This window comes from Mycolicibacter heraklionensis (assembly GCF_001021505.1).
GTDB lineage: Bacteria > Actinomycetota > Actinomycetes > Mycobacteriales > Mycobacteriaceae > Mycobacterium > Mycobacterium heraklionense.
Genome location: NZ_LDPO01000011.1, coordinates 92,653 through 115,082 on the forward strand (window position 1 = coordinate 92,653; position 22,430 = coordinate 115,082).

25 protein-coding genes are annotated in these 22,430 nt (G+C 70.0%); 18 read left to right on the forward strand and 7 right to left on the reverse strand.

Going from position 1 to position 22,430, the window contains the following annotated elements; all coding sequences use genetic code 11:
* Positions 1-24 precede the first annotated feature (24 nt).
* Genes ABW16_RS25415 through ABW16_RS14175 form a run of 3 tightly spaced genes read left to right on the forward strand, consistent with a single transcriptional unit; the run spans position 25 to position 1,434 of the window.
* Positions 25-186 (forward strand): DUF4177 domain-containing protein, encoded by a 162-nt coding sequence (locus ABW16_RS25415; protein ID WP_109519602.1) that lies wholly within the window; start codon positions 25-27, stop codon positions 184-186.
* Positions 183-650 (forward strand): RidA family protein, encoded by a 468-nt coding sequence (locus tag ABW16_RS14170; RefSeq protein ID WP_047319823.1) that lies wholly within the window; start codon positions 183-185, stop codon positions 648-650. The genes ABW16_RS25415 and ABW16_RS14170 overlap by 4 nt, the downstream gene beginning before the upstream one ends.
* A 7-nt stretch (positions 651-657) precedes the next feature.
* A complete protein-coding gene (locus ABW16_RS14175; protein ID WP_047319824.1) occupies positions 658-1,434 on the forward strand; it encodes an MBL fold metallo-hydrolase in 777 nt (258 codons plus the stop codon).
* A gap of 26 nt (positions 1,435-1,460) precedes the next feature.
* Here ABW16_RS14175 and crp read toward each other — a convergent pair whose 3' ends face one another.
* Entirely contained in the window at positions 1,461-2,135 is a 675-nt protein-coding gene (gene crp, locus ABW16_RS14180) for a cAMP-activated global transcriptional regulator CRP (protein ID WP_013830875.1), read from the reverse strand.
* Positions 2,136-2,395: 260 nt separating this feature from the next.
* Between crp and nth the strand changes: the two genes are divergently transcribed.
* The 4 genes from nth to marP are packed head-to-tail and all read left to right on the forward strand — an operon-like array spanning position 2,396 to position 5,814.
* Entirely contained in the window at positions 2,396-3,193 is a 798-nt protein-coding gene (gene nth / locus ABW16_RS14185; RefSeq protein WP_200900664.1) for an endonuclease III, read from the forward strand.
* Between the two features lie 14 nt (positions 3,194-3,207).
* The gene (locus tag ABW16_RS14190; RefSeq protein WP_047319826.1) at positions 3,208-3,834 is read left to right on the forward strand and encodes a TlpA family protein disulfide reductase; all 627 of its coding nucleotides are present in this window, start codon (positions 3,208-3,210) and stop codon (positions 3,832-3,834) included.
* A gap of 37 nt (positions 3,835-3,871) precedes the next feature.
* Positions 3,872-4,624: an NUDIX hydrolase gene (locus ABW16_RS14195; RefSeq protein WP_047319827.1), complete on the forward strand. Its 753-nt coding sequence runs from the start codon at positions 3,872-3,874 to the stop codon at positions 4,622-4,624.
* Entirely contained in the window at positions 4,621-5,814 is a 1,194-nt protein-coding gene (marP, locus tag ABW16_RS14200) for an acid resistance serine protease MarP (RefSeq protein WP_047319828.1), read from the forward strand. The genes ABW16_RS14195 and marP overlap by 4 nt, the downstream gene beginning before the upstream one ends.
* Here the strand turns inward: marP and ABW16_RS14205 are convergent, their stop codons facing one another.
* Positions 5,815-6,762, reverse strand: a complete 948-nt coding sequence (locus ABW16_RS14205; protein ID WP_047319829.1) for an alpha/beta fold hydrolase — start codon at positions 6,760-6,762, stop codon at positions 5,815-5,817. It lies immediately after the preceding gene.
* Positions 6,762-7,283 carry a phage holin family protein gene (locus ABW16_RS14210; protein WP_047319879.1) on the reverse strand — a complete coding sequence of 174 codons (522 nt, stop codon included), beginning with the start codon at positions 7,281-7,283 and terminating at the stop codon, positions 6,762-6,764. Before ABW16_RS14210 ends, ABW16_RS14205 begins: the two co-directional genes overlap by 1 nt.
* Before the next feature lie 245 nt (positions 7,284-7,528).
* Between ABW16_RS14210 and ABW16_RS14215 the strand changes: the two genes are divergently transcribed.
* Positions 7,529-8,245 (forward strand): chymotrypsin family serine protease, encoded by a 717-nt coding sequence (locus ABW16_RS14215; protein ID WP_082134121.1) that lies wholly within the window; start codon positions 7,529-7,531, stop codon positions 8,243-8,245.
* An 8-nt stretch (positions 8,246-8,253) separates the two neighbouring features.
* Here the strand turns inward: ABW16_RS14215 and acs are convergent, their stop codons facing one another.
* The gene (gene acs / locus ABW16_RS14220; RefSeq protein WP_047319830.1) at positions 8,254-10,209 is read right to left on the reverse strand and encodes an acetate--CoA ligase; all 1,956 of its coding nucleotides are present in this window, start codon (positions 10,207-10,209) and stop codon (positions 8,254-8,256) included.
* A gap of 40 nt (positions 10,210-10,249) precedes the next feature.
* Between acs and ABW16_RS14225 the strand changes: the two genes are divergently transcribed.
* The gene (locus ABW16_RS14225; RefSeq protein ID WP_047319831.1) at positions 10,250-10,996 is read left to right on the forward strand and encodes a hypothetical protein; all 747 of its coding nucleotides are present in this window, start codon (positions 10,250-10,252) and stop codon (positions 10,994-10,996) included.
* A 436-nt stretch (positions 10,997-11,432) separates the two neighbouring features.
* Here ABW16_RS14225 and ABW16_RS14230 read toward each other — a convergent pair whose 3' ends face one another.
* The gene (locus ABW16_RS14230; RefSeq protein ID WP_047319881.1) at positions 11,433-12,299 is read right to left on the reverse strand and encodes an HAD-IB family hydrolase; all 867 of its coding nucleotides are present in this window, start codon (positions 12,297-12,299) and stop codon (positions 11,433-11,435) included.
* A gap of 427 nt (positions 12,300-12,726) precedes the next feature.
* Here ABW16_RS14230 and ssd point away from each other — a divergent pair, with 427 nt between their 5' ends.
* The 7 genes from ssd (at position 12,727) to ABW16_RS27255 (ending at position 17,348) form a co-directional block, all read left to right on the forward strand.
* A complete protein-coding gene (gene ssd, locus ABW16_RS14235) occupies positions 12,727-13,809 on the forward strand; it encodes a septum site-determining protein Ssd (protein WP_109519603.1) in 1,083 nt (360 codons plus the stop codon).
* The gene (locus ABW16_RS14240; RefSeq protein ID WP_047319832.1) at positions 13,806-14,990 is read left to right on the forward strand and encodes a TadA family conjugal transfer-associated ATPase; all 1,185 of its coding nucleotides are present in this window, start codon (positions 13,806-13,808) and stop codon (positions 14,988-14,990) included. The genes ssd and ABW16_RS14240 overlap by 4 nt, the downstream gene beginning before the upstream one ends.
* A complete protein-coding gene (locus ABW16_RS14245; RefSeq protein WP_047319833.1) occupies positions 14,987-15,793 on the forward strand; it encodes a type II secretion system F family protein in 807 nt (268 codons plus the stop codon). The genes ABW16_RS14240 and ABW16_RS14245 overlap by 4 nt, the downstream gene beginning before the upstream one ends.
* Positions 15,790-16,380, forward strand: coding sequence for a type II secretion system F family protein (locus ABW16_RS14250; RefSeq protein ID WP_200900666.1), 591 nt, complete (start codon positions 15,790-15,792; stop codon positions 16,378-16,380). Before ABW16_RS14245 ends, ABW16_RS14250 begins: the two co-directional genes overlap by 4 nt.
* A gap of 94 nt (positions 16,381-16,474) precedes the next feature.
* Complete coding sequence (locus ABW16_RS14255; protein WP_047319834.1) at positions 16,475-16,666, forward strand: DUF4244 domain-containing protein; 192 nt, start codon at positions 16,475-16,477, stop codon at positions 16,664-16,666.
* Positions 16,667-16,672: 6 nt separating this feature from the next.
* Positions 16,673-17,020 carry a TadE family type IV pilus minor pilin gene (locus ABW16_RS27250; RefSeq protein WP_047319835.1) on the forward strand — a complete coding sequence of 116 codons (348 nt, stop codon included), beginning with the start codon at positions 16,673-16,675 and terminating at the stop codon, positions 17,018-17,020.
* Between the two features lie 16 nt (positions 17,021-17,036).
* The gene (locus tag ABW16_RS27255; RefSeq protein WP_047319836.1) at positions 17,037-17,348 is read left to right on the forward strand and encodes an Rv3654c family TadE-like protein; all 312 of its coding nucleotides are present in this window, start codon (positions 17,037-17,039) and stop codon (positions 17,346-17,348) included.
* On the opposite strand, the gene ABW16_RS14270 is transcribed toward ABW16_RS27255, so the two are convergent.
* Together ABW16_RS14270 and ABW16_RS14275 are read right to left on the reverse strand one after the other, a co-directional pair.
* Positions 17,345-18,382: a PAS domain-containing protein gene (locus tag ABW16_RS14270; RefSeq protein ID WP_047319837.1), complete on the reverse strand. Its 1,038-nt coding sequence runs from the start codon at positions 18,380-18,382 to the stop codon at positions 17,345-17,347. The two genes, ABW16_RS27255 and ABW16_RS14270, sit on opposite strands and share 4 nt — an antisense overlap.
* 306 nt (positions 18,383-18,688) lie before the next feature.
* Positions 18,689-21,040: a DEAD/DEAH box helicase gene (locus tag ABW16_RS14275; RefSeq protein WP_047319838.1), complete on the reverse strand. Its 2,352-nt coding sequence runs from the start codon at positions 21,038-21,040 to the stop codon at positions 18,689-18,691.
* Positions 21,041-21,409: 369 nt separating this feature from the next.
* Between ABW16_RS14275 and ABW16_RS14280 the strand changes: the two genes are divergently transcribed.
* Together ABW16_RS14280 and ABW16_RS14285 are read left to right on the forward strand one after the other, a co-directional pair.
* Positions 21,410-21,613, forward strand: a complete 204-nt coding sequence (locus ABW16_RS14280) for a cold-shock protein (protein WP_005138711.1) — start codon at positions 21,410-21,412, stop codon at positions 21,611-21,613.
* A gap of 126 nt (positions 21,614-21,739) precedes the next feature.
* Positions 21,740-22,351 (forward strand): hypothetical protein, encoded by a 612-nt coding sequence (locus ABW16_RS14285; RefSeq protein ID WP_047319884.1) that lies wholly within the window; start codon positions 21,740-21,742, stop codon positions 22,349-22,351.
* Positions 22,352-22,430: the final 79 nt, after the last annotated feature.

Genomic DNA, 22,430 nt, shown 5'->3' on the forward strand with positions numbered 1-22,430 from the left:
CGTCCTAGCGATAAGCTCGCTGCCATGAGTCAACGCACGGTCTGGGAGTACGCCACCGTCCCCTTGATCACGCACGCCACCAAGCAGATCCTCGACCAGTGGGGAGAAGACGGCTGGGAGCTGGTCTCGGTGCTGCCCGGGCCTTCCGGTGAGCAGCTCATCGCCTTCCTGAAGCGCCCGCAATGAGCTGGCGGGCCCGGCTGACCGAACTCGGCATCGACCTGCCCGACGTGGTGACGCCGCTGGCGGCCTACGTGCCGGCGGTACGCACCGGCAACCTCGTCTACACCTCCGGTCAGCTGCCGATGCAGGCCGGAGAGTTGCCGCGCACCGGAAAGGTGGGCGCGGAGGTCAGCCCGGAGGACGGTCACGCACTGGCCCGGATCTGCGCTCTCAACGCGCTGGCCGCGGTGGATGCGCTGGTCGGGCTCGACGCCGTGACCCGGGTCGTCAAGGTCGTCGGGTTCGTCGCGTCGGCGCCGAACTTCAACGGGCAGCCCGCCGTGGTCAACGGGGCCTCCGAACTGTTGGGTGAGGTGTTCGGCGACGCCGGCAAGCACGCCCGCTCCGCGGTCGGGGTCTCCGAGCTGCCGCTGAACGCGCCGGTGGAGGTCGAGTTGATCGTCGAGCTGAAGGCCGCGGCGGAGTAGCGCAGCGGTGTCGGCCAGTCATCCCGCCTACGGTCGGCTGCGGCCGGTCACCGAGACCGCGTCGGTGCTGCTGGCCGACAACCCCGGCCTGATGACTTTGGAGGGCACCAACACCTGGGTGCTGCGCGGGCCGGGCAGCGACGAGGTGGTGATCGTCGACCCGGGTCCCGACGACGACGAGCACATCGGCCGGCTCGCCGAGGTCGGCCGGATCGCCCTGGTGCTGATCAGCCACCGGCACTTCGATCACACCGAGGGCATCGACAAGCTGGTGGACGCCGTCGGGGCACCGGTGTACTCGGCGGGTAGCGGATTTCAGCGTCGGCTCGGCGGCGGTCTGACCGACGGTCAGGTGATCGATGCCGCCGGGCTGCGGATCACCGTGTTCGCCACTCCGGGGCATACCGCCGACTCGCTGTCGTTCGTGCTCGACGACGCCGTCCTGACCGCCGACACCGTGCTGGGCCGGGGCACCGCCGTCATCGACAGTGAAGACGGCGACCTGACGCGCTACCTGGACTCACTGCGGCGGCTGCGCGGGCTGGGTGGACGCACGGTGCTGCCCGGCCACGGACCGGAGCTGGGCAACATCGAGGCGGTGGCCAGCGGCTACCTGGAGCATCGCGAACAGCGGCTCGACCAGGTGCGCTCGGCGCTGGCCGCGCTGGGTGAGGACGCCACCGCCCGTCAGGTGGTCGAACACGTCTACACCGACGTCGACGAGGAGCTCTGGGGCGCCGCCGAATGGTCGGTGCAGGCCCAGCTGAACTACCTGCGGGGCTGAGTCACCGCCGCTCGGCGAACAGGTACCTAGCGCGCTCGGCGGGCCAGCCGCTCGGAGTCGGAGATCAGCACGCTCTTGCCCTCGAGCCGGATCCAGCCGCGGTGGGCGAAGTCGGCCAGCGCCTTGTTCACCGTCTCCCGCGAAGCCCCGACCAGCTGGGCGATCTCTTCCTGGGTCAGGTCGTGGGTGACCCGCAGGGCCCCGCCTTCCTGGGTGCCGAACCGTTGCGCCAGCTGCAGCAGCTGCTTGGCGACCCGGCCGGGCACGTCGGTGAAGATCAGGTCGGCCAGGTTGTTGTTGGTGCGGCGCAGCCGGCGGGCCAGCACCCGCAGCAGCTGCTCGGCGATCTCGGGCCGGTCGGAGATCCACGACCGCAGGGCGTCGCGGTCCATCGAGACCGCGCGCACCTCGGTGATCGTGGTGGCGCTCGAGGTCCGGGGGCCGGGGTCGAAGATCGACAACTCACCGAACATGTCCGAGGGACCCATGATGGTCAGGAGGTTTTCCCGGCCGTCGGGGGACCGCCGGCCGATCTTCACTTTCCCGGAGACGATGATGTACAGCCGGTCGCCGGGCTCTCCCTCTGCGAACACGGTGTGTCCGCGCGGAAAGTCCACGGGCTGAAGCTGCTTGGTCAGCGCGGCTACGGCGCTGGGCTCAACTCCCTGGAAGATTCCGGCCCTCGCCAGGATCTCGTCCACGATGCCCCTTAGATGTTTTTGATGAAGGTTTGAAATCGTAAGCGCGGGCCGCTACCCGGCCAGCCACCTGAGTCTAGAGCCAGGCGTCAAGCGAGGTTACAACGCTACACACGGTTGGCATGCCGATTCGGAGGAAACTGCGGGTTCCTCTGCTGCTCCCGGCTCAGCCCGGTTTCGATGCGTTCCAGCCCGACCGCTGACAGCATCAGCAGCGTCGGGACGGCGGTGATCAGCAACCAGGACACAAGTCGTCAGTAAACATGGGCAAGGTCTCGTTGGGGTCACGAATTAGTACCCTGTCGGAGGTGACAGTGGACAAAGCCGCCCGTGCGGCGCGGACGGAGACTCGGACCGGGCTGGTCCGGCGCGCTCGTCGGATGAATCGGACTCTGGCGCAGGCCTTTCCCGATGCCCACTGCGAGTTGGACTTCACCACGCCCCTGGAGCTGGCCGTTGCGACGGTGCTGTCCGCCCAATGCACCGACGTACGGGTGAACCTGACGACGCCGGCGTTGTTCGCCCGGTACCCCACGGCCCTGGACTACGCCCAAGCCGACCGCGCCGAGCTCGAAGAGATGATCCGGCCCACCGGCTTCTACCGCAACAAGGCGGCTTCCCTGATCAATCTGGGGCAGGCCCTGGTCGAGCGCTTCGACGGGGAACTGCCCGACACCATGGAAGAACTGGTGCGCCTGCCCGGCGTAGGCCGCAAGACCGCCAACGTGATCCTGGGCAATGCGTTCGGGGTTCCGGGCATCACCGTGGACACCCACTTCGGCCGTCTGGTGCGGCGCTGGGCCTGGACCACCGAGGAAGACCCGGTGAAGGTCGAGCACGCGGTCGGTGAGCTGATCGAACGCAAGGAGTGGACGCTGCTCAGCCACCGGGTGATCTTCCACGGCCGACGGGTCTGCCACGCCCGCAAGCCGGCTTGCGGCGTGTGCCTGCTGGCCAAGGACTGCCCCTCGTTCGGCATCGGGCCCACCGACCCGATGGAGGCCGCTGCGCTGGTCAAAGGCCCCGAGACCGAACACCTGCTGGCCCTGGCCGGGCTGTAGCGGCCGGCACCCGGATGAGCGGTTCAACGCGGTGGACCCTGACAGGGCTAGCGGTGCTGGCGGTGGTGGCCGCGCTGCTCACCGGGTTGGTGACCGAACTGCTGCGGGAACCGGCAGCACCGCGTCCCAGCGCGCCCGTCGCCGCCGCCGGCCAAGACCTGAGTGCCCTGCGGCAGCGCGCCGACCTGCCGCCCTGTCAGGTGGGGCCGGGCCAGACCGGGCCGAGCGCCCTGAGCGGCGTCACCGTCGAGTGCGCGGCCGACGGTTCGCCCGTCAACGTGGCGTCGATGTTCGCCGGCCGGCGGGTGGTGCTGAATCTGTGGGCGTACTGGTGTGGGCCGTGTCGGGATGAGTTGCGGGCGTTCGCCGAATACCAGCGTCGGGTCGGGCCGGCCGTCACGGTGGTGACGGTGCATCAAGACGACAACCAAGCCGCCGGGCTGGCACTGCTGGCCGAACTGGGCGTCCGGCTGCCCACCCTGCAAGACGGCCGCCGGCAGCTTGCGGCGGCGTTACGGGTGCCCAACGTGATGCCCGCGACCGTGGTGCTGGCCTCGGACGGTAGCGTTGCCCGCATCCTGCCGCAGCCCTTCGCCAATGCCGAAGAGATCGCCGCCGCCGTCGAGAACAGCGGCCGCTGATGTGGGGTGATCAGGATCCGGCACAGAGGGAGGCGCGGTGAGCGCTGGGGATTCCCGGTCTCAGGCCCCGTCCTGGCTGCGCCCGCTGGTCGACAATGTCGAGAAGGTGCCGACGGCCTACCTGCACCGGCTGCCCGCCGATGTTCGCGCGATGATCGCGGCGGCCAACGCCAAAGCCAGCGTCACCCGGCGCGGGCGCGACGCGGCGGTGCTGGTGCTGTTCTCCGGCCCGCCGGGCGGCCCGCCGGAGGCGATATCGGAATCGGCTGACCTGCTGGTCACGGTGCGGGCCTCAACGCTGCGCCATCATGCCGGACAGGCCGCGTTCCCGGGTGGCGCGGTCGACGCGGGCGACGACGGGCCGATTGCCACCGCGCTGCGGGAGGCCAACGAGGAGACCGGCATCGATCCGGGCCGGGTGCACCCGCTGGTCACGTTGGACAAGATTTTCATCGCCCCCTCGGGATTCCAGGTGGTGCCGGTGCTGGCGTACTCCGAGGATCCCGGGCCGGTGACCGCGGTGGACCCGGGCGAGACCGCAATCGTGGCCCGCGTTCCAGTCCGGGCATTCATCAACCCCGAGAACCGGTTGATGGTTTACCGTGATGCGCGCAGTCGGCGTTGGGCTATGCCGGCGTTCCGGCTCAACCAGATGCTCGTTTGGGGATTCACCGCCCAGGTGATCTCGGCGATGCTGGATGTGGCCGGCTGGGCACAGCCCTGGGACACCAGCGAGGTACTTGGCCTGGACGAGGCCATGGCGCAGGTTGGAGGAGAAGGCGGGATATGACGTCGTCGCAGTGGCTGGACATCGCCGTGCTGGCGATCGCCTTCGTTGCCGCAGTGTCCGGCTGGCGCTCCGGCGCGCTGGGCTCCCTACTCTCTTTCGTCGGTGTTGCCTTAGGGGCGATGGCCGGGGTGTTGCTGGCTCCGCACCTGATCGAGAGCGTCTCCGGTGCTCGGCTGAAACTGTTCGCCGCGCTATTTCTGATCCTGGCCATGGTGGTCATCGGTGAGGTCGCCGGAGTGGTGCTGGGCCGGGCGGTGCGCGGAGCGATCCGCAACCCCGGTGTCCGGGGCGTCGACTCCGTCGTCGGGGTGGTGCTGCAGCTGGGGGTGGTGCTGATCGCGGCCTGGCTGCTGGCCACCCCGCTGACCGCATCCGATCAGCCGAACCTGGCCGCCGCCGTCAACGATTCGCGAGTGTTGCGTCAGGTCGACGACGTCGCGCCGCGTTGGCTCAAGAACGTGCCCCGCCGGCTGTCGGCGGTGCTCGACGATTCCGGGCTGCCCGCCGTGCTGGAGCCGTTCAGCCACGCCCCGATCGCCGCGGTGGATGCGCCGGACCCGGCGCTGGCAGCCAGTCCGATCGTGGAAGCCACCGCGCCGAGTGTGCTGCGGATCCGCGGGGTGGCGCCCAACTGCCAGAAAGTGTTGGAGGGCACCGGATTCGTCATCTCACCTACCCGGGTGATGACGAACGCACACGTGGTCGCCGGCTCGGACAGCGTCACCGTGGAGAGCGGCACCAAGTCCTATGAGGCCACGGTGATCTCCTTCGACCCCAAGGAAGACATCTCCATCCTGGCGGTGCCCGATCTGCCGTTGCCGCCGTTGGCGTTCGCCCCGTCCCCGGCCGAGGCCGACACCGACGCACTGGTGCTGGGCTACCCCGGCGGCGGGGTGTTCGAGGCCACCCCGGCCCGAATCCGCGACGTCATCAACCTCGAGGGTCCCGACATCTACCGCAACACGACTGTCACCCGCCGGGTGTACACCATCAGAGGCACTGTGCAGCAAGGTAATTCCGGAGGCCCCATGATCGACATGGACGGCCGGGTGATCGGTGTGGTGTTCGGTGCCGCGGTCGACGACGCCGACACCGGGTTCGTCATGACCGCCGAGGAGGTGGCGGGCCAGCTCGCCCGCATCGGCGACACCCAGCCGGTCTCGACACAGACCTGTGTCGGGGGAGAGTGATCAGGCGAGAAATCGCATCAGGTGGTCGTTGACCACGTCGGGGGCCTCTTCGTGGGCGAAATGCCCCGCGCCGGGCACCGACACGTACTGGCCATGCGGTGCGTACTGGCGGGTCTTGTCGACCGGGTCCGCCAGCACATAGGGGTCGTTCTCGCCGCGTAGATGCAGCAGCGGAATGTTCACGGTGCGAAGGTCCAGCGCCTTCATGAACCGGCGGCCTTCCGCGCGGAGCTGACTGCGCACCGCCCAGCGCTGGTACTCCAGCGCGCAGTGCGCCGCCGAGGGAATCTGTACCGCGGTGCGCAGGTGCCGGATGGTTTCGGCGAAATCCGCGCTCGCCTGCCAGTTCGCCCCGGCTCGGCTGCGCACCAGGCGCTCGAGCCCGGCTCCGTCGTGGCGGGTCAGGGAGCGCTCCGGCCAGAACGGTATCTGGTAGCGCAGCAACCACGGCAACAGCGCGCGGCCCTGATCGGGGTGGGTCAGCGCCGAGCGTCGCAGCGCCGCCGGATGCGGCGAGCTCACCACGGCGATATCGCGCACCAAGCGCGGGTGCAGCAGCGCGGTCGCCCAGCACACCAGGCCACCGTCGGCGTGGCCGACCAGGGTCGCCGAGGAGTGCCCGAGGGCCCGGATCAGCCCGGCCGTGTCGCCGGCCAGCGTCCAACCGTCGTAGCCGCGAGGGGGCTTGTCGCTGCCCCCGTAGCCGCGCAGGTCGACGGCGACCACTCGGGCATCGCGCAGCCCGCGCAATTGATGACGCCAGGTCCACCAGAACGAGCCGAACCCGTGCAGCAGCATCACCAGCGGTCGCGACGTCGGCGGGGCGTCGGCGGCGTTCTCGCCGACCGGTACCGCCTCGACGACATGGAAGCGAATGCCGTTGGCGTGGATGTCCCAGTGTCGCCACGGCCCGTCGATGCGGGTGATCGACGGATCCGGTGGCGGCACTACCAGCCCGAGGGGTCGGTGGTCGGCCTGCCGTCGGGCGAGCCCGCCGATGACGCCGACGAGCCGTGCAGGCGGTTCGGGTCGGGACGGAGCGCGTCGCGGGTCTCCTGCAGCGATTCGATCGTTTGGCGCGGCCCGCGGATCCGGCGCACCCGCAGGAAGCCGAGCAGCGCCAGCGCCACGGTCACCGCCAGCATGATCCCGAACACGATCAGGTAGGCGGCCCAGTCCTGCAGCCAGATGTTGAGCAGCTCGGCGACGAAGAAGAAGAAGAAAAAGGTGGAGTAGAACAGCACGACCAGGGCCGCGATGAAGAAGACGCTGCCGGTCAGGCCCTTCTTGACGTCTCGGGTGATCTCGGCGCGGGCCAGCTCGACCTCGGCGCGGACCAGCGTCGACATCTGCGCGGTGGCGTCCTTGACCAGATCGCCCAGGGACGGGTCGGCGGGCAGCGCGTGCGGGTCGGTCAACGGGATGGTCGCCAACGTGTTGGGCACGCCGTTGCGGTCCGCCTTGACCAGTCTGTTCGAGGCGCGTGATGCATTCCTGCGATCGGCCTTGCTCACTGGCTGTCCTCCCGTTCGCCGTCGTCGCGGCTTAATGTTGCCATGCGGTAGCCGACCCGACGAGCGACCCCGGAAAAGCTGCGGCAGATCGCGGGGCCCGATGGCAGTAGCCCGCGGCGCGCCCAGCCCCACCGTGTCACCCAGCGCCGCTACGCTGTTTCTTACCACCGGGGGTGGAGTTGATCGACGGGAGAACCGCTTTGCAGATCGCGCACCGCTGGTTGCTGCGCGCCGGGTTGGCGCTGTTGGCATTGGTGACCTGTGGCGCCTTGGTCACGGTCGCCGTACCGGCCGCCCGAGTAGCCGCCGACGACAAGGTGGTGATGGGTGGGGGCGCCGGCATCGTGGTCGACGAGGACACGCTGTGCACGCTGACCTCCATCGGCCACGACAAGACCGGCGCGCTGATCGGATTCACCTCCGCGCACTGCGGCGGACCGGGCGCCCAGGTGGCCGCCGAGGGCGCAGAAGGCAACGGCACGATCGGCCACATGGTGGCCGGCAACGACGGCCTGGACTACGCGGTGATCGAGTTCGACCCGAACAAGGTGACGCCGGTGTCCAACTTCGGCGGTTTCGTGATCGGCGGTGTCGGGCCGGACCCCATGTTCGGTCAGATCGCCTGCAAGCAGGGCCGCACCACCGGCAACTCCTGCGGCGTCACCTGGGGGCCGGGCCAAGACCCGGGCACCATCGTGATGCAGGTCTGTGGACGGCCCGGCGACTCCGGCGGCCCGGTCGTGGTGAACAACATGTTGGTCGGCATGATCCACGGTGCGTTCAGCGACGCGTTGCCGACCTGCGTGATCAAGTACATTCCGTTGCACACGCCCGCGGTCGTGGTGTCTATCAACGCCGTGCTGGGCGACATCAACGCCAACGACCGGCCGGGCGCGGGCTTCGTTCCGGTCCCCTAGCTGACGAGCTAATCGGCCGCCCGGATCGCGTCGAAGACGCCGGGGTCCACCAGGGTTGAGGTGTCGCCGAGTTCACGGCCGTCGGCGATGTCGCGCAGCAGCCGCCGCATGATCTTGCCGCTGCGGGTCTTGGGCAGCTCCGGGACGATATGGACGTTGCGGGGCTTGGCGATCGGCGAGATCTCCACGGTCACGCGCTCGCGCAGCTCGTCGACGATCGTGCCGCCCACGTGGCTGTGGGACGCCGCCAGCACCACGAACGCACAGATCCGTTGGCCGGTCTGCTCATCGATAGCGCCGACCACGGCGGCCTCGGCCACCGCCTCATGGCTGACCAGCGCGGACTCCACCTCGGCGGTGGAGATGCGGTGCCCGGACACGTTCATCACGTCGTCGATCCGGCCCAATACCCAGATGTCGCCGTCGGCGTCGTAGCGGGCGCCGTCGCCGGCGAAGTACCAGCCCTGCTCGGCGAACCGCGACCAGTAGGTCTCGATGAAACGCTCCGGGTCACCCCAGATCCCTCGGGTCATCGACGGCCACGGCTGGTCGATCACCAGGTAGCCCGACACCGGTTCCCCGGCAGTCTCATTCGGAGTCAACAGATCACCGTGATCGTCGACAATGCGCGCGGAAATCCCGGGCAGCGGCGTCATCGCGGCACCCGGCTTGGCCGCGGCCACACCGGGCAGCGGGGTGATCATCGCCGCACCGGTTTCGGTCTGCCACCAGGTGTCGACCACCGGGACCGCGTCCGCGCCGATCACCCGCCGGTACCAGCGCCAGGCCTCCGGGTTGATCGGTTCACCGACTGAACCCAACAGCCGCAGGCTGGACAGATCGTGCGCGTCGGGGATCTCGCGGCCCCACTTCATGAACGTGCGGATCAACGTCGGTGCGGTGTAATAGATTGTCACACCGTACTTTTCGATGATCTGGAAGTGTCGGTGGTGGTCCGGGAAGTCCGGGGTGCCCTCGTAGATCACCTCGGTGGCGCCGTTGGCCAGCGGCCCGTACACCGCGTAGGTGTGCCCGGTGACCCACCCGACGTCGGCGGTGCACCAGAACACGTCGGAGGCGGCCTTGAGGTCGAAGACGTAATGGTGCGTGTAGGCGGCCTGGGTCAGGTAGCCGCCGCTGGTGTGCATGATGCCCTTCGGCTTGCCGGTGGTCCCCGACGTGTACAGCAGGAACAGCGGCTGCTCGGCCTCGAACGCCTCGGGGGTGTGCTGCGGTGAGGCCGACTCCACCACGTCGTGCCACCACAGGTCGCGGTCCGGCGTCCAGGACACCTCAACACCGGTACGACGCACCACCAGCACATGCTCGACGGTTTCAGCCTCCGCGACCGCCTCATCGACCGCGGGCTTCAGCGGCGCCGGCTGTCCCCGACGGAACTGCCCATCGGAGGTGATCACCAGCTTCGCCTGCGCGTCGTCGATGCGAGACCGCAGCGCATGCGCGGAGAACCCGGCGAATACCACGGTGTGCAGCACGCCCAGGCGCGCGCACGCCAGCATCGCGACGACCGCCTCGGGGATCATCGGCAGATAAATCGCCACGCGGTCACCGGCGACCAGGCCGAGTTCGGTCAGCGCGTTGGCCGCCCGGGAGACCTCGGCCTGCAGGTCCGCGTAGGTGATGGTGCGGGCGTCCCCGCTCGGCTCGCCCTCCCAGTGGATCGCCACCCGGTCGCCGTGGCCGGCCTCCACGTGGCGATCCACGCAGTTGTAGGCGACGTTGAGCTTGCCGTCGGCGAACCAGCGCGCGAACGGGGCGTCTGCGTAGTCGAGCACCTCGGTGAAGGGCGTTGCCCAGCTCAACCGGTTGGCCTGCTCGGCCCAGAACGCGAGCCGATCGGACTCGGCTGCGCGGTACAACTCGGGACCCGCGTTGGCCTGGGCGGCGAACTCGGCGGAGGGCGGGTACGACGGTGCTGAAGCGGCAGGGGTTGCGGTGGTCACGGTCAGGAGCCTAATCACCTCGACGGTAGTGTCACAGCCCGTGACCACTGCGGAGGATCCACTGGCCCCGTTAGTCCAGTTGCCCGGTGTCGCCGATGCCAGTGAGCAGGTCCGCGACGAGCTGGCTCGGGTGCACCGGCACAAGACCAATATGCGGGGCTGGCCGGTCAGCGCCGCGGAGGCTTCCCTGCGGGCGGCGCGGGCGTCGTCGGTGCTCGACGGGGGGCCTGCCGCCGTGGACGCCGCCGCCACCTCCGACCCGGTGTTCGCCGGTGCCCTGCGGGTGGCCCAGGCTCTGGAGGGCGGGGAGACCACGCTGGTCGAGGTGTGGCGGCGCGCTCCGCTGCAGGCCCTGTCTCGGCTGCACGTGTTGGCCGCCGCGGATCTCGTCGAGGAGGAGCGCCTCGGCCGGCCCGAGGGCGGCGCTGCCGTCGGCCGCCGGCTGGAGATGCTGGCTGACCTGGCCACCGGCGGCACGTCGGTGGCAGCCCCGGTTTTCGCCGCGGTGGTGCACGGCGAGCTGCTGACACTGGCTCCGTTCGGTAGTGCCGACGGCGTAGTGGCCCGCGGCGCGGCCCGGCTGGTCACCATCGCCAGCGGGTTGGACCGCCATGGGCTGGGGGTGCCCGAGGTGACTTGGATGCGCAAGGCGCGTGACTACCGGCGGGCGGCGGCGGACTTCGCGAGCGGCTCAGCCGAGGGTGTCACCGCCTGGCTGCTGCTGTGTTGCGGCGCGATGCGCACCGGTGCGCTCGATGCGCTGGGGATTGCTGAGGCCGGGCGCTAGGCGCTGATCCGGGCCGCTCGATGAAGGCCCAGGAAAGACGAAGCGGGCGGCGCTCCGAAGGATTCGGCTCGCCGCCCGCTAGTACGGTACACGGTTACCAAGCGTCCAACTTGGGCTGCGTGGGTGGCCTCGGCGCTCCTGCGGTGTTCTTCGGCTGCAGCCCCACCCAAAGGGCTGGCGACACCGATCACGTTCCGCAATTACGCAGGCCCGCAACACTTCTGCCATCTTCGCGGCTGTGGCTCCGCGTGGGTACCGTTCTCCGTACTGGGAAGTGCGGCTCGGGAGATCGATCCTTCTCTTCCGGGTCGACCCTGGCCTTGCCGGCTTCCGTGCTTCCTTTGTACTACGTGACGCACGGCACAGCAAGGGCCAATCGCATACGGCGTGTACCGCGTCATCGGATTGTGACCAGTGGTGTTTGCTGGGCGTTCGATCAGGGCGCCAGTCGGCGTAGCAGCGAGTAGGTCAGGGCGCCGGCAGCCAGCGCGCTGACACCGACTGCGGCGGTGGTGGCCAGCGCCGCGCCGGACGGCGCCGGGATGCGGTCACGCAGCGAGACCGGCCGCGAGAAGGTCAGCACCGGCCAGCCGTTGGCGATCGCTTCTTTGCGCAGTGCGCGGTCGGGGTTCACCGCCGACGGATGCCCGACCACCTGCAGCATCGGCAGGTCGGTGATCGAGTCCGAGTAGGCGTAGCAGTGCTCCAGCGGGTAGCCCTCGCGGGCGGCCAGCTCGCGGATGGCCTGCACCTTGCCCTCGCCGTAGCAGTAGAACGCGATCTCGCCGGTGTACTTGCCGTCGGCGACCACCATCCGGGTCGCCATGGCGTGGGTTGCCCCCAGCGCCCGGGCGATCGGCGCCACGATCTCCTCCCCGGAGGCCGAGACCACCACCACGTCGCGGCCGCAGAGTTTGTGGTCGGCGATCAACTCGGCCGCCTCCGCGAAGATCAGCGGCGTGACGATGTCGTGCATCGTCTCGTTGACGATCGCCTTGACCTGTTCCACGTTCCAGCCGGTGCACATGTTGGTCAGGTGGGCGCGCATCCGCTCCATCTGATCGTGGTCGGCGCCGGACAACAGCATCAGGAATTGCGCGTAACTCGACTTGAGCACGGTGCGGCGATTGATCAGTCCCTGATCCATAAAGGGTTTGCTGAAGGCCAGCGCGCTGGACTTCGCGATGACCGTCTGGTCGAGGTCCAGGAAGGCTGCGGTGCGGGTTCGCGGAGTCCCGGCGAGGTCGGCAGGGGCCGCAGGTGAGGTAGGCGGTGACTGCGGCTGCGGGGTGGTTGCGGACACCGCCACAGCATAGGTCCGGGAGGTCGGTCAGCCCGGTGCTACGGCAGAAAGAGCACTTCACACGTAGTGCGAGATATGGGTCGCCATTTGATAGCAACACTTGCAAACACTTGCGCCGGACCACCCTGTCGTGTGTATAGTGGCATCACTCGGCTTATGCTGAGGGTGTATCGGCCCGACCCCCCGGGGTTGATACGCGACGACCTCCGCCTCCTCCCCCCCTGGCGGGGGTCGTCTTTTTTAACCGGTAATTTGTTCGCCGGAGCCCCCTCCCGTTGACTGGAACGTGTTATAGATCCGGCTTTTCGTACCATTAGTTTGGTTTGTCCGGTAACACATAACTCGAAGTTCTCCACAGTCGGGAATTTCATCCACACCTGCCCGGTTTTGGGTGGCGCGATGGGGGCCGCCGCGTCACGGTGAGGCGGTGAGCGCAACCATCGGCCTGTTGGCCCTCGTCACCCCGTCGGTGTTGCGCGACGAACTGGACCGGGTGGCCGCGGCGGTGGGTGTCCGCGTCATCCACCTCGGCGCCGAGATACCGAACCGCAGGGCCTGGTCGGCGGCTGCGGCCGTGGTGCTCGACGAGCAGGCGGCCGCCCGCTGCGGCCCGGTCCGGCTGCCGCGCCGCCCCCATGTCGTAGTGCTCACCAGCGGCCAGCCCACCACCCTCACCTGGCAAGCCGGTGTCGCCGTCGGGGCGCAACGCGTCCTGGCGCTGCCCGCCGAAGGCAACGAGCTGGTGGCCGAGCTGGCCGAAGCCGGCGAGTCGGCCCGGGATGGGGCGCGCCGCGGCGACGTCATCGCGGTGATCGGCGCACGTGGCGGCGCGGGCGCGTCACTGCTGGCAACGGCGCTGGCCCAGCGCGCAGGCGATGCGCTGTTGCTCGACCTCGACGCGTGGGGCGGGGGTATCGATCTGCTGGTAGGTACCGAAAATGCCGGCGGCCTGCGCTGGCGCGACCTGACGCAGCACAGCGGGCGGTTGACCTGGCCGGCGCTGCGCGCAGCGCTGCCCCGCCGGGACGGGGTGAGCGTCCTGTCGGGCGCCCGGCGGGGCGAGTCGGGCCATGAGCCCACCGAGGTCGAAGCCGGCACCGTCGACGCGGTCGTGGACGCGGGCCGTCGTGGCGGGGTCACCGTGGTCTGCGACCTGCCCCGCGCGTGGGCCGACCCAATCGAGGGCGCACTGAGCGCTGCCGATCTCGTCGTGGTGGTCAGTCCGTGCGACGTACGGTCCTGCGCGGCCGGTGCCGCGCTCGCGCCGCGCCTGCGCGCGGTGAACCCCAACGTCGGCCTGGTGGTGCGCGGACCGGCCCCCGGCGGACTCCGGGCCGCGGAGTTGGCAGAGACCGTCGGACTGCCGCTGTTGGCCGCAGTGCGGGCCGAGCCTCGGCTGGCGGAGCGGCTCGAACACGAGAGGCTGCGGTTGCATCGCCGCTCCGCACTGGCGGTGGCGGCCGGCCGGGTCATCGAAATGTTGCCCCAGCGGAAAGCCCTGGCTTCATGAGGGATTCGCTGATCGACCGGGTCCGGGAGCGGCTGGCGTCGGAGTCCGGGGGATCGTCAGAGCTGCGCCCACAGACGGTGGCCGCCGCGATCCGGGCCGAATCCGGCGGGGTGCTCGGCGATACCGAGATGCTGTCGAGCCTGCGGGTCCTGCAGACCGAACTGACCGGCGCCGGGGTGCTGGAACCACTGTTGTGCGCGTCGGGCACCACCGACGTGCTGGTCACGGCCCCCGATGCGGTGTGGGTTGACGACGGGGCGGGCTTGCGGCGCACCGAGATTCGGTTCGCCGATGAAGCGGCTGTGCGTCGGCTGGCTCAACGCCTGGCGGTGGCTGCGGGCCGTCGACTCGACGACGCCCAGCCCTGGGTCGACGGGCAGTTGCACGGCTTCAACGTCGGAGGCACCGGTGAGTTCACCGTGCGCCTGCACGCGATCCTGCCGCCCGTTGCGGCCGACGGGACGTGCCTGTCGCTGCGGGTCCTGCGCCCGGCCACCCAAGACCTCGCCGCACTGACGGCCACGGGCGCCATCGCGCCGGCCGCGGCGGCCCTGCTGGCCGACATCATCGCCGCTCGGCTGGCGTTTCTGGTCTCCGGCGGCACCGGCGCCGGCAAGACAACCGTGCTGGCCGCCCTGCTCGGCGCGGTCGGCGAAGGCGAGCGGGTGGTCTGCGTCGAGGACGCCCCCGAATTGCAGCCCCGCCACCCGCATCTGGTCAGGCTGGTGGCGCGCGCGGCCAACGTCGAAGGCGCCGGCGAGGTGGGGTTGCGCGAGCTGGTCCGGCAGGCGCTGCGGATGCGGCCGGATCGGTTGGTGGTCGGTGAGGTCCGGGGCGCCGAAGTGGTCGACCTGCTTGCCGCATTGAACACCGGCCATGACGGGGGCGCGGGAACCGTACACGCCAACAGCCCGGCCGAAGTCCCGGCCCGCCTGGAAGCGCTTGCCGCACTGGGTGGTCTGGACCGCGCGGGCCTGCACAGCCAGCTGGCGGCGGCCGTCCAGGTGCTGGTGCACGTCGCGCGAGACCGCGACGGCAAACGCCGGCTCACCGACATCTCGATGCTGCGCCGCACCGCCGCGGGCCAGGTGCAGGCCGCGCCGGTGTGGCAGGCCGGGCGTGGACTGACCGACCAGGCCGTCGAATTCCGTGCCCTGCTGCGCGATCGGATGGCCGCGTGAGCGGCCCGGTGGCCGCCGCACTGGCCTTGGCTGCGGCGGCGCTGCTCGGTGTTTCGCCGCGCCGCCGCATCGCACCGAACGGTCGCGCTCCTGGCGGCCGGGCCGCCCGGCGGGCCGGCGGGTGGAGCCTCATCGGCACGGTGACCGGCGCCGCTGTACTGGCCGCGCTGGCCCTGCCGCTCAGCACGTGGCTGGCCGGAGTCCTGTTGGGGGCCACTGCCGCCCTGCGTCACCGCCGTGGCCTGCGCCGCCGCCGGGCCGTCGCGGAATCGCGCGCCTTGGAGACTGCCTTGGATGCCCTGGCTGGTGAGCTGCGCGTCGGAGCGCATCCGGTGCGGGCATTCGCCATTGCGGCCGCAGAATCCCACCATCCCGCGGTGGCCGCCGGTCTGGGCGGCGTCGCCGCCCGGGCCCGGCTTGGGGCCGACGTCGCGACCGGCCTGCGTGATGCGGCCGCATCCTCGGCGCTGCCCTCGCAGTGGGAGCGGCTCGCCGCCTACTGGCAACTCGGCGGACAGCACGGCGTGGCGATCGCCACCCTGATGCACGCCGCGCAACGCGATATCACTGCCCGGCAAAGGTTCTCGGCGCGGGCCGAAGCGGGCATGGCCGGCGCCCGCGCCTCGGCGACGCTCCTGGCCGGTCTGCCGCTGCTCGGTGTGCTGCTGGGTCAGTTGATCGGAGCCCGCCCGGTCGCCTTTCTCCTCGGCGGAGCGGGTGGGGTGCTGGCGTTGATCGGGGTGGGCCTGGTCTGCGTCGGGCTGCTGTGGTCGGACCGGATCACCGCGCAGGCGGTCACATGACCGCCGCCGCGATCTTGCTGGCTGCGGCACTGCTTGCCGCCGCCGGACCGGCGACGGTGCGGACGCGGGCCGGGCTGCCCCGGCCCAACCATCCGCCGCCCCGCCGGGCAGTGCCGGGCACCGACGCGCTGGCGGTGGCCGCCGACCTGGACGTGTTCGCGCTCTGCTTGACCGCGGGGATGTCTGTCTCCGGTGCGGCCGCGGCCACCGCCCGGCACGCGCCGCCGCACTTGGCCGGGGCCTTGCGCCGCGGCGCCGACCTGCTGGCGCTGGGTGCCGAACCGGGCGTCGCCTGGTCGGCGCCGAGCGGTCCGGCTGCCAGGGCACTCGACCCGACCACCACCGCGGTGCTGCGCCTGGCGAGACGGTCGGGGTCCTCCGGTGCCGCGCTGGCCGTCGGGCTCGGCGAACTGGCCGCACAGTGCCGCGACGAGGCCGCGCATACGGCCACCGCCGCTGCGGAGCGGGCCGGAGTGCTGATCGCCGGGCCGCTCGGACTGTGCTTCCTGCCCGCATTCGTGTGCCTGGGCATCGTGCCGGTGGTGGCCGGGCTGGCCGGCGACGTGTTGCGGTCGGGGCTGCTGTGATTCGGGAAATGCTTCGCGGACACGCCGCGAGAGTCGAAGAAAAGTACGGCTGAAGGAGGCGCTTGTGAAAACGCGGGCATTAAAGGCACGCAATATGTTTCGTGTCATCTCGCTGAAGATGGTGCTGCTGGCATCCGATGAGTCCGGGATGTCCACGGTGGAATACGCAATCGGGACGATCGCTGCCGCAGCCTTCGGCGCGATCCTCTACACCGTGGTCACCGGTGACTCGATCGTGTCGGCACTGAATCGCGTCATCGGGCGAGCGCTGAACACCAAGGTCTGACGGGTCGTGACCGGCCGTGCGCGCTTTGTCGAAGATGCCGGCGCCAGCACAGTCGAGGCAGCGTTCGCGCTGGCGGCCCTGGTCTCGGTGCTGGTGCTGTGCCTGGCCGGGATCAGCGCGGTGTCCGCCCAGATCCGCTGCGTCGACGCCGCCCGGGAAGCCGCCCGGCTGGCGGCGCGCGGAGACGTCCCAGCGGCCACCGCGGTGGTGCGACGGCTCGCGCCGGCCGGTGCGACGGTCCGGCTGCGCTCCGAGGGTGACGTGGTGGTTGCCCGCGTCAGCGCCCGACCGGTTCTGTTGCCCGGCTTGGCGATTGCCGCCGAAGCGGTCGCGGCGGCCGAGCCGTCGCAGTGAGGCCGGCGGGGCCACCGTGGCCGCCGCCGCGATGGTCGCGGTGCTGCTGAGCGTCACCGGTGGCGGCTTCGTGCTCGGTGCCGCGGTCATCGCCCGACACCGTGCCCAGGCCATCGCCGACCTGGCGGCGTTGGGCGGTGCGGGCCGGGTTCCCGCCGGGCCCGCTACCGCCTGCGCTCAAGCCACGATGCTGGGCTCGCGGATGCACGCCGGTGAAATGACTTGCACCGTCGACGGACTCGATGTGGTGATCACCGTCGCGATGCCGGTGCCCGGCTGGCGGCTAAGCCCCGCCCGGGCGACGGCGCGCGCCGGGCCGGTCGGCTAGGGGGCTTCGGTTGTGGCGCTCAAACCAGCGTCGGCGAGTTCGGCATCGGTGGGCAGGCGCAGCGCGACCAGCCCGGCCACGGTGCCTTCTTCGAGTTCCACCTTGTTGACCGTCACGTGGACCGGCGCCCAACCGCCGTCCATCTGACGCAGCCGCAGCACCCCGCTCGCCGGGGCCTGGGAGCGGGCCAGGTCGTCTTCCATCCGGGCGATCTGCACCTGGTCGTCGGGATGGACCCGCGCTACGTCCGCCGGACTGCGCCAGTCGTAGAACGGGCACGGCTCATCCAGCCACTTCAGCAACCGCCGGTTGGCCAGATCGACCATGGCCCGGTGCACGCCAGGCTGGGCCAGTGCCCGCAGGATCTGCTGCGCCAGAAAGTCGGGGCGCTGCACTGCGCCGTCGAACTGGCCCCGCCAGTTCATCCCGCGCGTCACCAAGTGCTCACGTCCGCCGGGAACCGTCTCGCGAGCCGTGCGGACCACGAAGCCCATCCGAACGGGCTCGCCGTTGAAATCGGTGACATCCCAGGTGCTGCAGATCGTCTGCCCGGGTTCGGCCCGGATCGCCAGAGCCAACACCTTGTTCTCATTGGGGCTGAACTCGCGGGCGGGCAGCTCTTCGACGAACGCCCGGTCGTGGGTGGCCTCCACCTCGGGGTCTTTGCCGCTGTTGGCCAGCGACTCCCTGGTGTCGGTGGCCACTCCCAGGGTCAGGTCCCACTTCAGCGGGCCCGGGATGGGCCGTTCCGGTGGTTCCATGTCGGCCGGCCCGGTCCACACATGCACGCCGTGCACCCGGCCGTCGGACATCACCACGGGTTCGGTGCGGATCACCCGATCGCGGCGTGCGGTGATGCTGGCCAGGCTTTGGCCGGTCCGCACCGCTTCGGCGATCGCGGTCTGAATCGCCGCCAGGTGGGGGCTGCGTCGCAGGAACTGGGTGATCGGCACCAGGTTCTTCAGCTGACGGCCCTGCGCGACGACTGCCGGTTCACCCCCGAGGGTCTCCACCAGTAGCCAATCGTGCGCCATAATTCGCCGATATTACGTCTGCTGCCCTTCTACCAGCGTCAACAGCGAACTATTTCCCGGATTTGACGCCGGTTTCCCCCAGCACGGCATCCTGCCAAGTTGCGAAGGATCCGGTGTAGCCGGTAACTTACGGCCGCATCCGGTCATGTATCGGGTTGGGAGCGGATCGCATTTCTCGACCGTTCGTCTTACTGTCCCGTGTGTTTTCTGCGTGGTGACGCCTGTCGCTGCGACGCAGCTGCCGGGGTAAGGGCTCGGGGGAGTCGGCCGTTCGGGGGGTCGGCCGACTCCCGCAGTCCCGATCGCCTAGTGCGTGCCGTCGAGCTTGCCGAGCACCAGTCGCAGCACCCGCACCGCGCCGTCCTTGTCCAACGGGTCATTGCCATTGCCACACTTGGGTGATTGCACGCACGAGGGGCAGCCGTGCGGGCATTCGCAGGATTCGATCGTCTCCGCCGTCGCCGTCAGCCAGGTGGCCGCCGCGCGGTATCCGCGCTCGGCGAAGCCGGCACCGCCAGGATGGCCGTCGTAAACAAAGACACTGGGCAGGCTGCCCAGCTTTTCCGGACCGACCGCGGTGGACAGGCCGCCGATGTCGCCGCGATCGCAGCTGGCCACCAGCGGCAGCAGCCCGATCGCCGCATGCTCGGCGGCGTGCAACGCCCCCGGTATCGCCGTTTCGGCCACTCCGCAGTCGGCCAGCGCCTCGGCGGTGACGGTGTAGACCACCGCCGTGGTGGGCAGTGTCGCCGGTGGAACGTCCAGGTCGATGAAGTCCAGCACCTCCCCGGTCGGCAGCCGCCGCAGATAGCCGACGATCTGACGGGTCACCGTCACCGGCACCAGGCCGAGACTGACCGGACCGAACCAGGCGCGTTCGCCGGCTCCGGTCACGTCGATGTCGGTTATCTCGCGTGCGAACGTCGTGTAGCCGGGATCCTCGGCGTGTACGAACGCGATCTGGCGCTCGGTGTCCAGCGAATCGACCACATAACTCTCGCCCTGATGCAAATACACCGCCCCGGTGTGCACCGTGGCCGGCGCCCGCCCAGCGTCGACACTGCCCAGCAGCCGGCCGGTGCCGGCTTCGACGATCGCCACTTGCCCACCGGCGGACCCGCGGATTTCCACGGTTGCGTGCGGGTCGAGGCCGGGCGCCGGGAAGTACTTCTCGGACCGCCGACGCAACAACCCGTCCTCGACCAGGGCGTCGGCCACCTGCTCGGCGCCCAACTGCGCCACTTCAGCGACGGTCAGCGGCAGTTCGGCGGCCGCGCACAGCAGCTGCGGTCCCAGCACGTAAGGGTTTGCCGGGTCGATCACCACCTGCTCGATCGGCTTGTCCAGCAGCGCCGCGGGGTGATGCACCAGGTAGGTGTCCAGCGGGTCGTCGCGAGCGACCAGCACGATCAGCGCCGTCTGTCCCCGCCGCCCGGACCGGCCGGCCTGCTGCCAGAACGAGGTCACGGTGCCGGGGAAGCCCGCGATCACCACCGCGTCCAGCCCGGCGATGTCCACGCCGAGCTCCAGGGCGTTGGTGGTGGCCAGGCCATACAGCTCACCGTCGGCCAGCGCGCGCTCCAAGGCGCGGCGATCCTCGGCCAGATATCCGGCCCGGTAGGAGGCGACCTTGTCGACCAGCGCCGGGGCGACCGATTCCAGCCGGGTGCGGGCAGCCAGCGCGGTGAGTTCCGCGCCCCGGCGCGAGCGCACAAAGGTCAGGGTGCGAGCCCCCTCGGCGATCAGGTCGGCCATCACCCGGGCCGCCTCGGTGCCGGCGGCACGGCGTACCGGCGCGCCGTTCTCACCGGTCACATCGGTGCGCAGCGCCGGCTCCCACAGGGCCACCGTCCGGGCCCCGTGCGGCGAGCCGTCCTCGGTGACCTCCGCGACGGGCTGGCCGATCAGCGCTGAGGCGCTGGCGCCCGGCAATGCGGTGGTGGCGCTGGCGAAGATCACGGTGGGTCCGGCCGGCGCCCCCGGTGCGGAGTAACGCGCACACAACCGCAGCAGCCGTCGCAGCACCATCGCGACGTGCGAGCCGAAGATCCCCCGGTAGTAGTGGCATTCGTCGACGATCACGAAGCGCAGCCCGCGCAGGAACGCCGCCCAGCGGGCGTGGTTGCGCAGCAGCGACAGGTGGATCATGTCCGGGTTGGAGAACACCCAGCGGGACTGTTCCCGGGCGAACCGGCGGATCTCGGCGGCGCTGTCGCCGTCGTGGGCGGTGGGTGCGACGGCTCCGGCTGCGCCACCCAGTCGTGGCACCGCCGCGGTCAGCGTGTGCGCCGCGCGCAGCTGATCGTGCCCCAGCGCCTTCGTCGGCGACAGATAGAGCACCCGGGCACGGGGATCGGTCACCAGTGCCTGCAGCACTGGGAGTTGGTAGGCCAGCGATTTCCCCGACGCCGTACCGGTGCTGATCACCACGTGACGCCCGGCGTGCGCAAGTTCGGCGGCGGCCAGCTGATGCGACCACGGTGCCTCGACCCCGCGTCCGGTGAAGGCGCTGATCACGTCGGGCTCGGCCCAGTCCGGCCAGGCGCCCGCTTGGCCCGCGGACGCCGGCAGATCGGCGACATGACGCAGCGGATCTTCACCGGCCTCGACCCCGGCGAGCGCGGCGGCCAGCAATTCACCGCCGAAATTCGCCGTCATGGTCCCATCCTCAATTGCGTGGTTTATGCGGCGGTCCCAGCTTCGCCTCTCCTACGTCGAGTCTCGCTGAACCGCCGGCCTCGAATGTCCGCCGCCGTATTGTTCACCCTTCGGCCGAGATTTCGGCACCGCAGTCTGTCCTCAACGCAACGAACATGGTTGACTGATGGGCGGTCGTAGCTTCTGTGTTCGTGTTAAGCCTTCGCAGGATCTGTGGTTGCGGCCGCAGTGCCCGCGGGGGAGCGTCGGTGTCAGCACCGACCGTCCGCCAGGGTACGGCGGCCGGAACAGGCCCGGGGCAGCGAAAATCGGTGCCCCGAACAACGGTGCGCACCGCACCGGGCAAGAAGAGTAAGGAAAGATCGACAAATGCCACAGGGAACTGTGAAGTGGTTCAACGCAGAAAAGGGCTTCGGCTTCATCGCGCCTGAAGACGGGTCGGCGGACGTGTTTGTCCACTACACGGAAATCCAAGGGTCCGGCTTTCGCACCCTCGAGGAAAACCAGCGGGTGGAGTTCGAGGTCGGGCAGAGCCCCAAGGGCCCCCAGGCCACGGGCGTCCGCGCCGTCTGAGCAACGGAATTTGACGTCACCCCCCGGGCAGCTCCCGCCAACGGAGCTAAGCCGGGGGGTTTCGTTTCGGGCGGCTAAGACCGCCCCGGATGCCGCCGGATGGTGGACCGGCTTACTGTCGGTGACGTGAGCCAGCTTTCCTTCTTTTCGGCAGAGTCGGTGCCGCCCAGCGTCGCCGACCTCACCGGGGTGCTGGCTGGCCCGGGACAGATTGTCATGGTGGGCGATGGCGCGCGGCTGTCGGTCGTGGTCGACGCCCAATGGCGGGCTGTGGCGCTGGCCGAGCTGATCGGCCAGGCCGGTCTGCTGTCGGAGGTCACCCGCACCGAGGAAGACACCCCGTTGGTCCGGACCGCGGTCGACGCGCGCTTGCGTGGGCTGGCCCAGGCGTGGACCCGCGGAGCGGTGAAGACCGTGCCACCGCAATGGCTGCCGGGTCCGCGTGAACTGCGGGCGTGGACGCTGGCGGCGGGCACCGCCGAAGGCGACCAATACCTGCTCGGGCTCGATCCGCACGCGCCGGACACCTTCGCGCCGCTGGCCTCGGCCATGATGCGGGTGGGCATCGCGCCCACCCTGATCGGCACCCGCGGGGGCCATCCGGCGCTGCGGATCACCGGCCGCCGCAGGTTGTCGCGGCTGGTCGAAAACGTCGGGGAATCACCCGCGGACCCCGAGGCGTTGAGTCAATGGCCGCGTGTCGTAGCCACGATCCCGGGCCACGGCGACGGGCTTTGAGAGAATGCACTGCTGAGCGCCGGTTTGCGTCGGCACGGTCGTGAGTGCGAGATTGTCAGTTGTCCACCGGCGGCGCGGC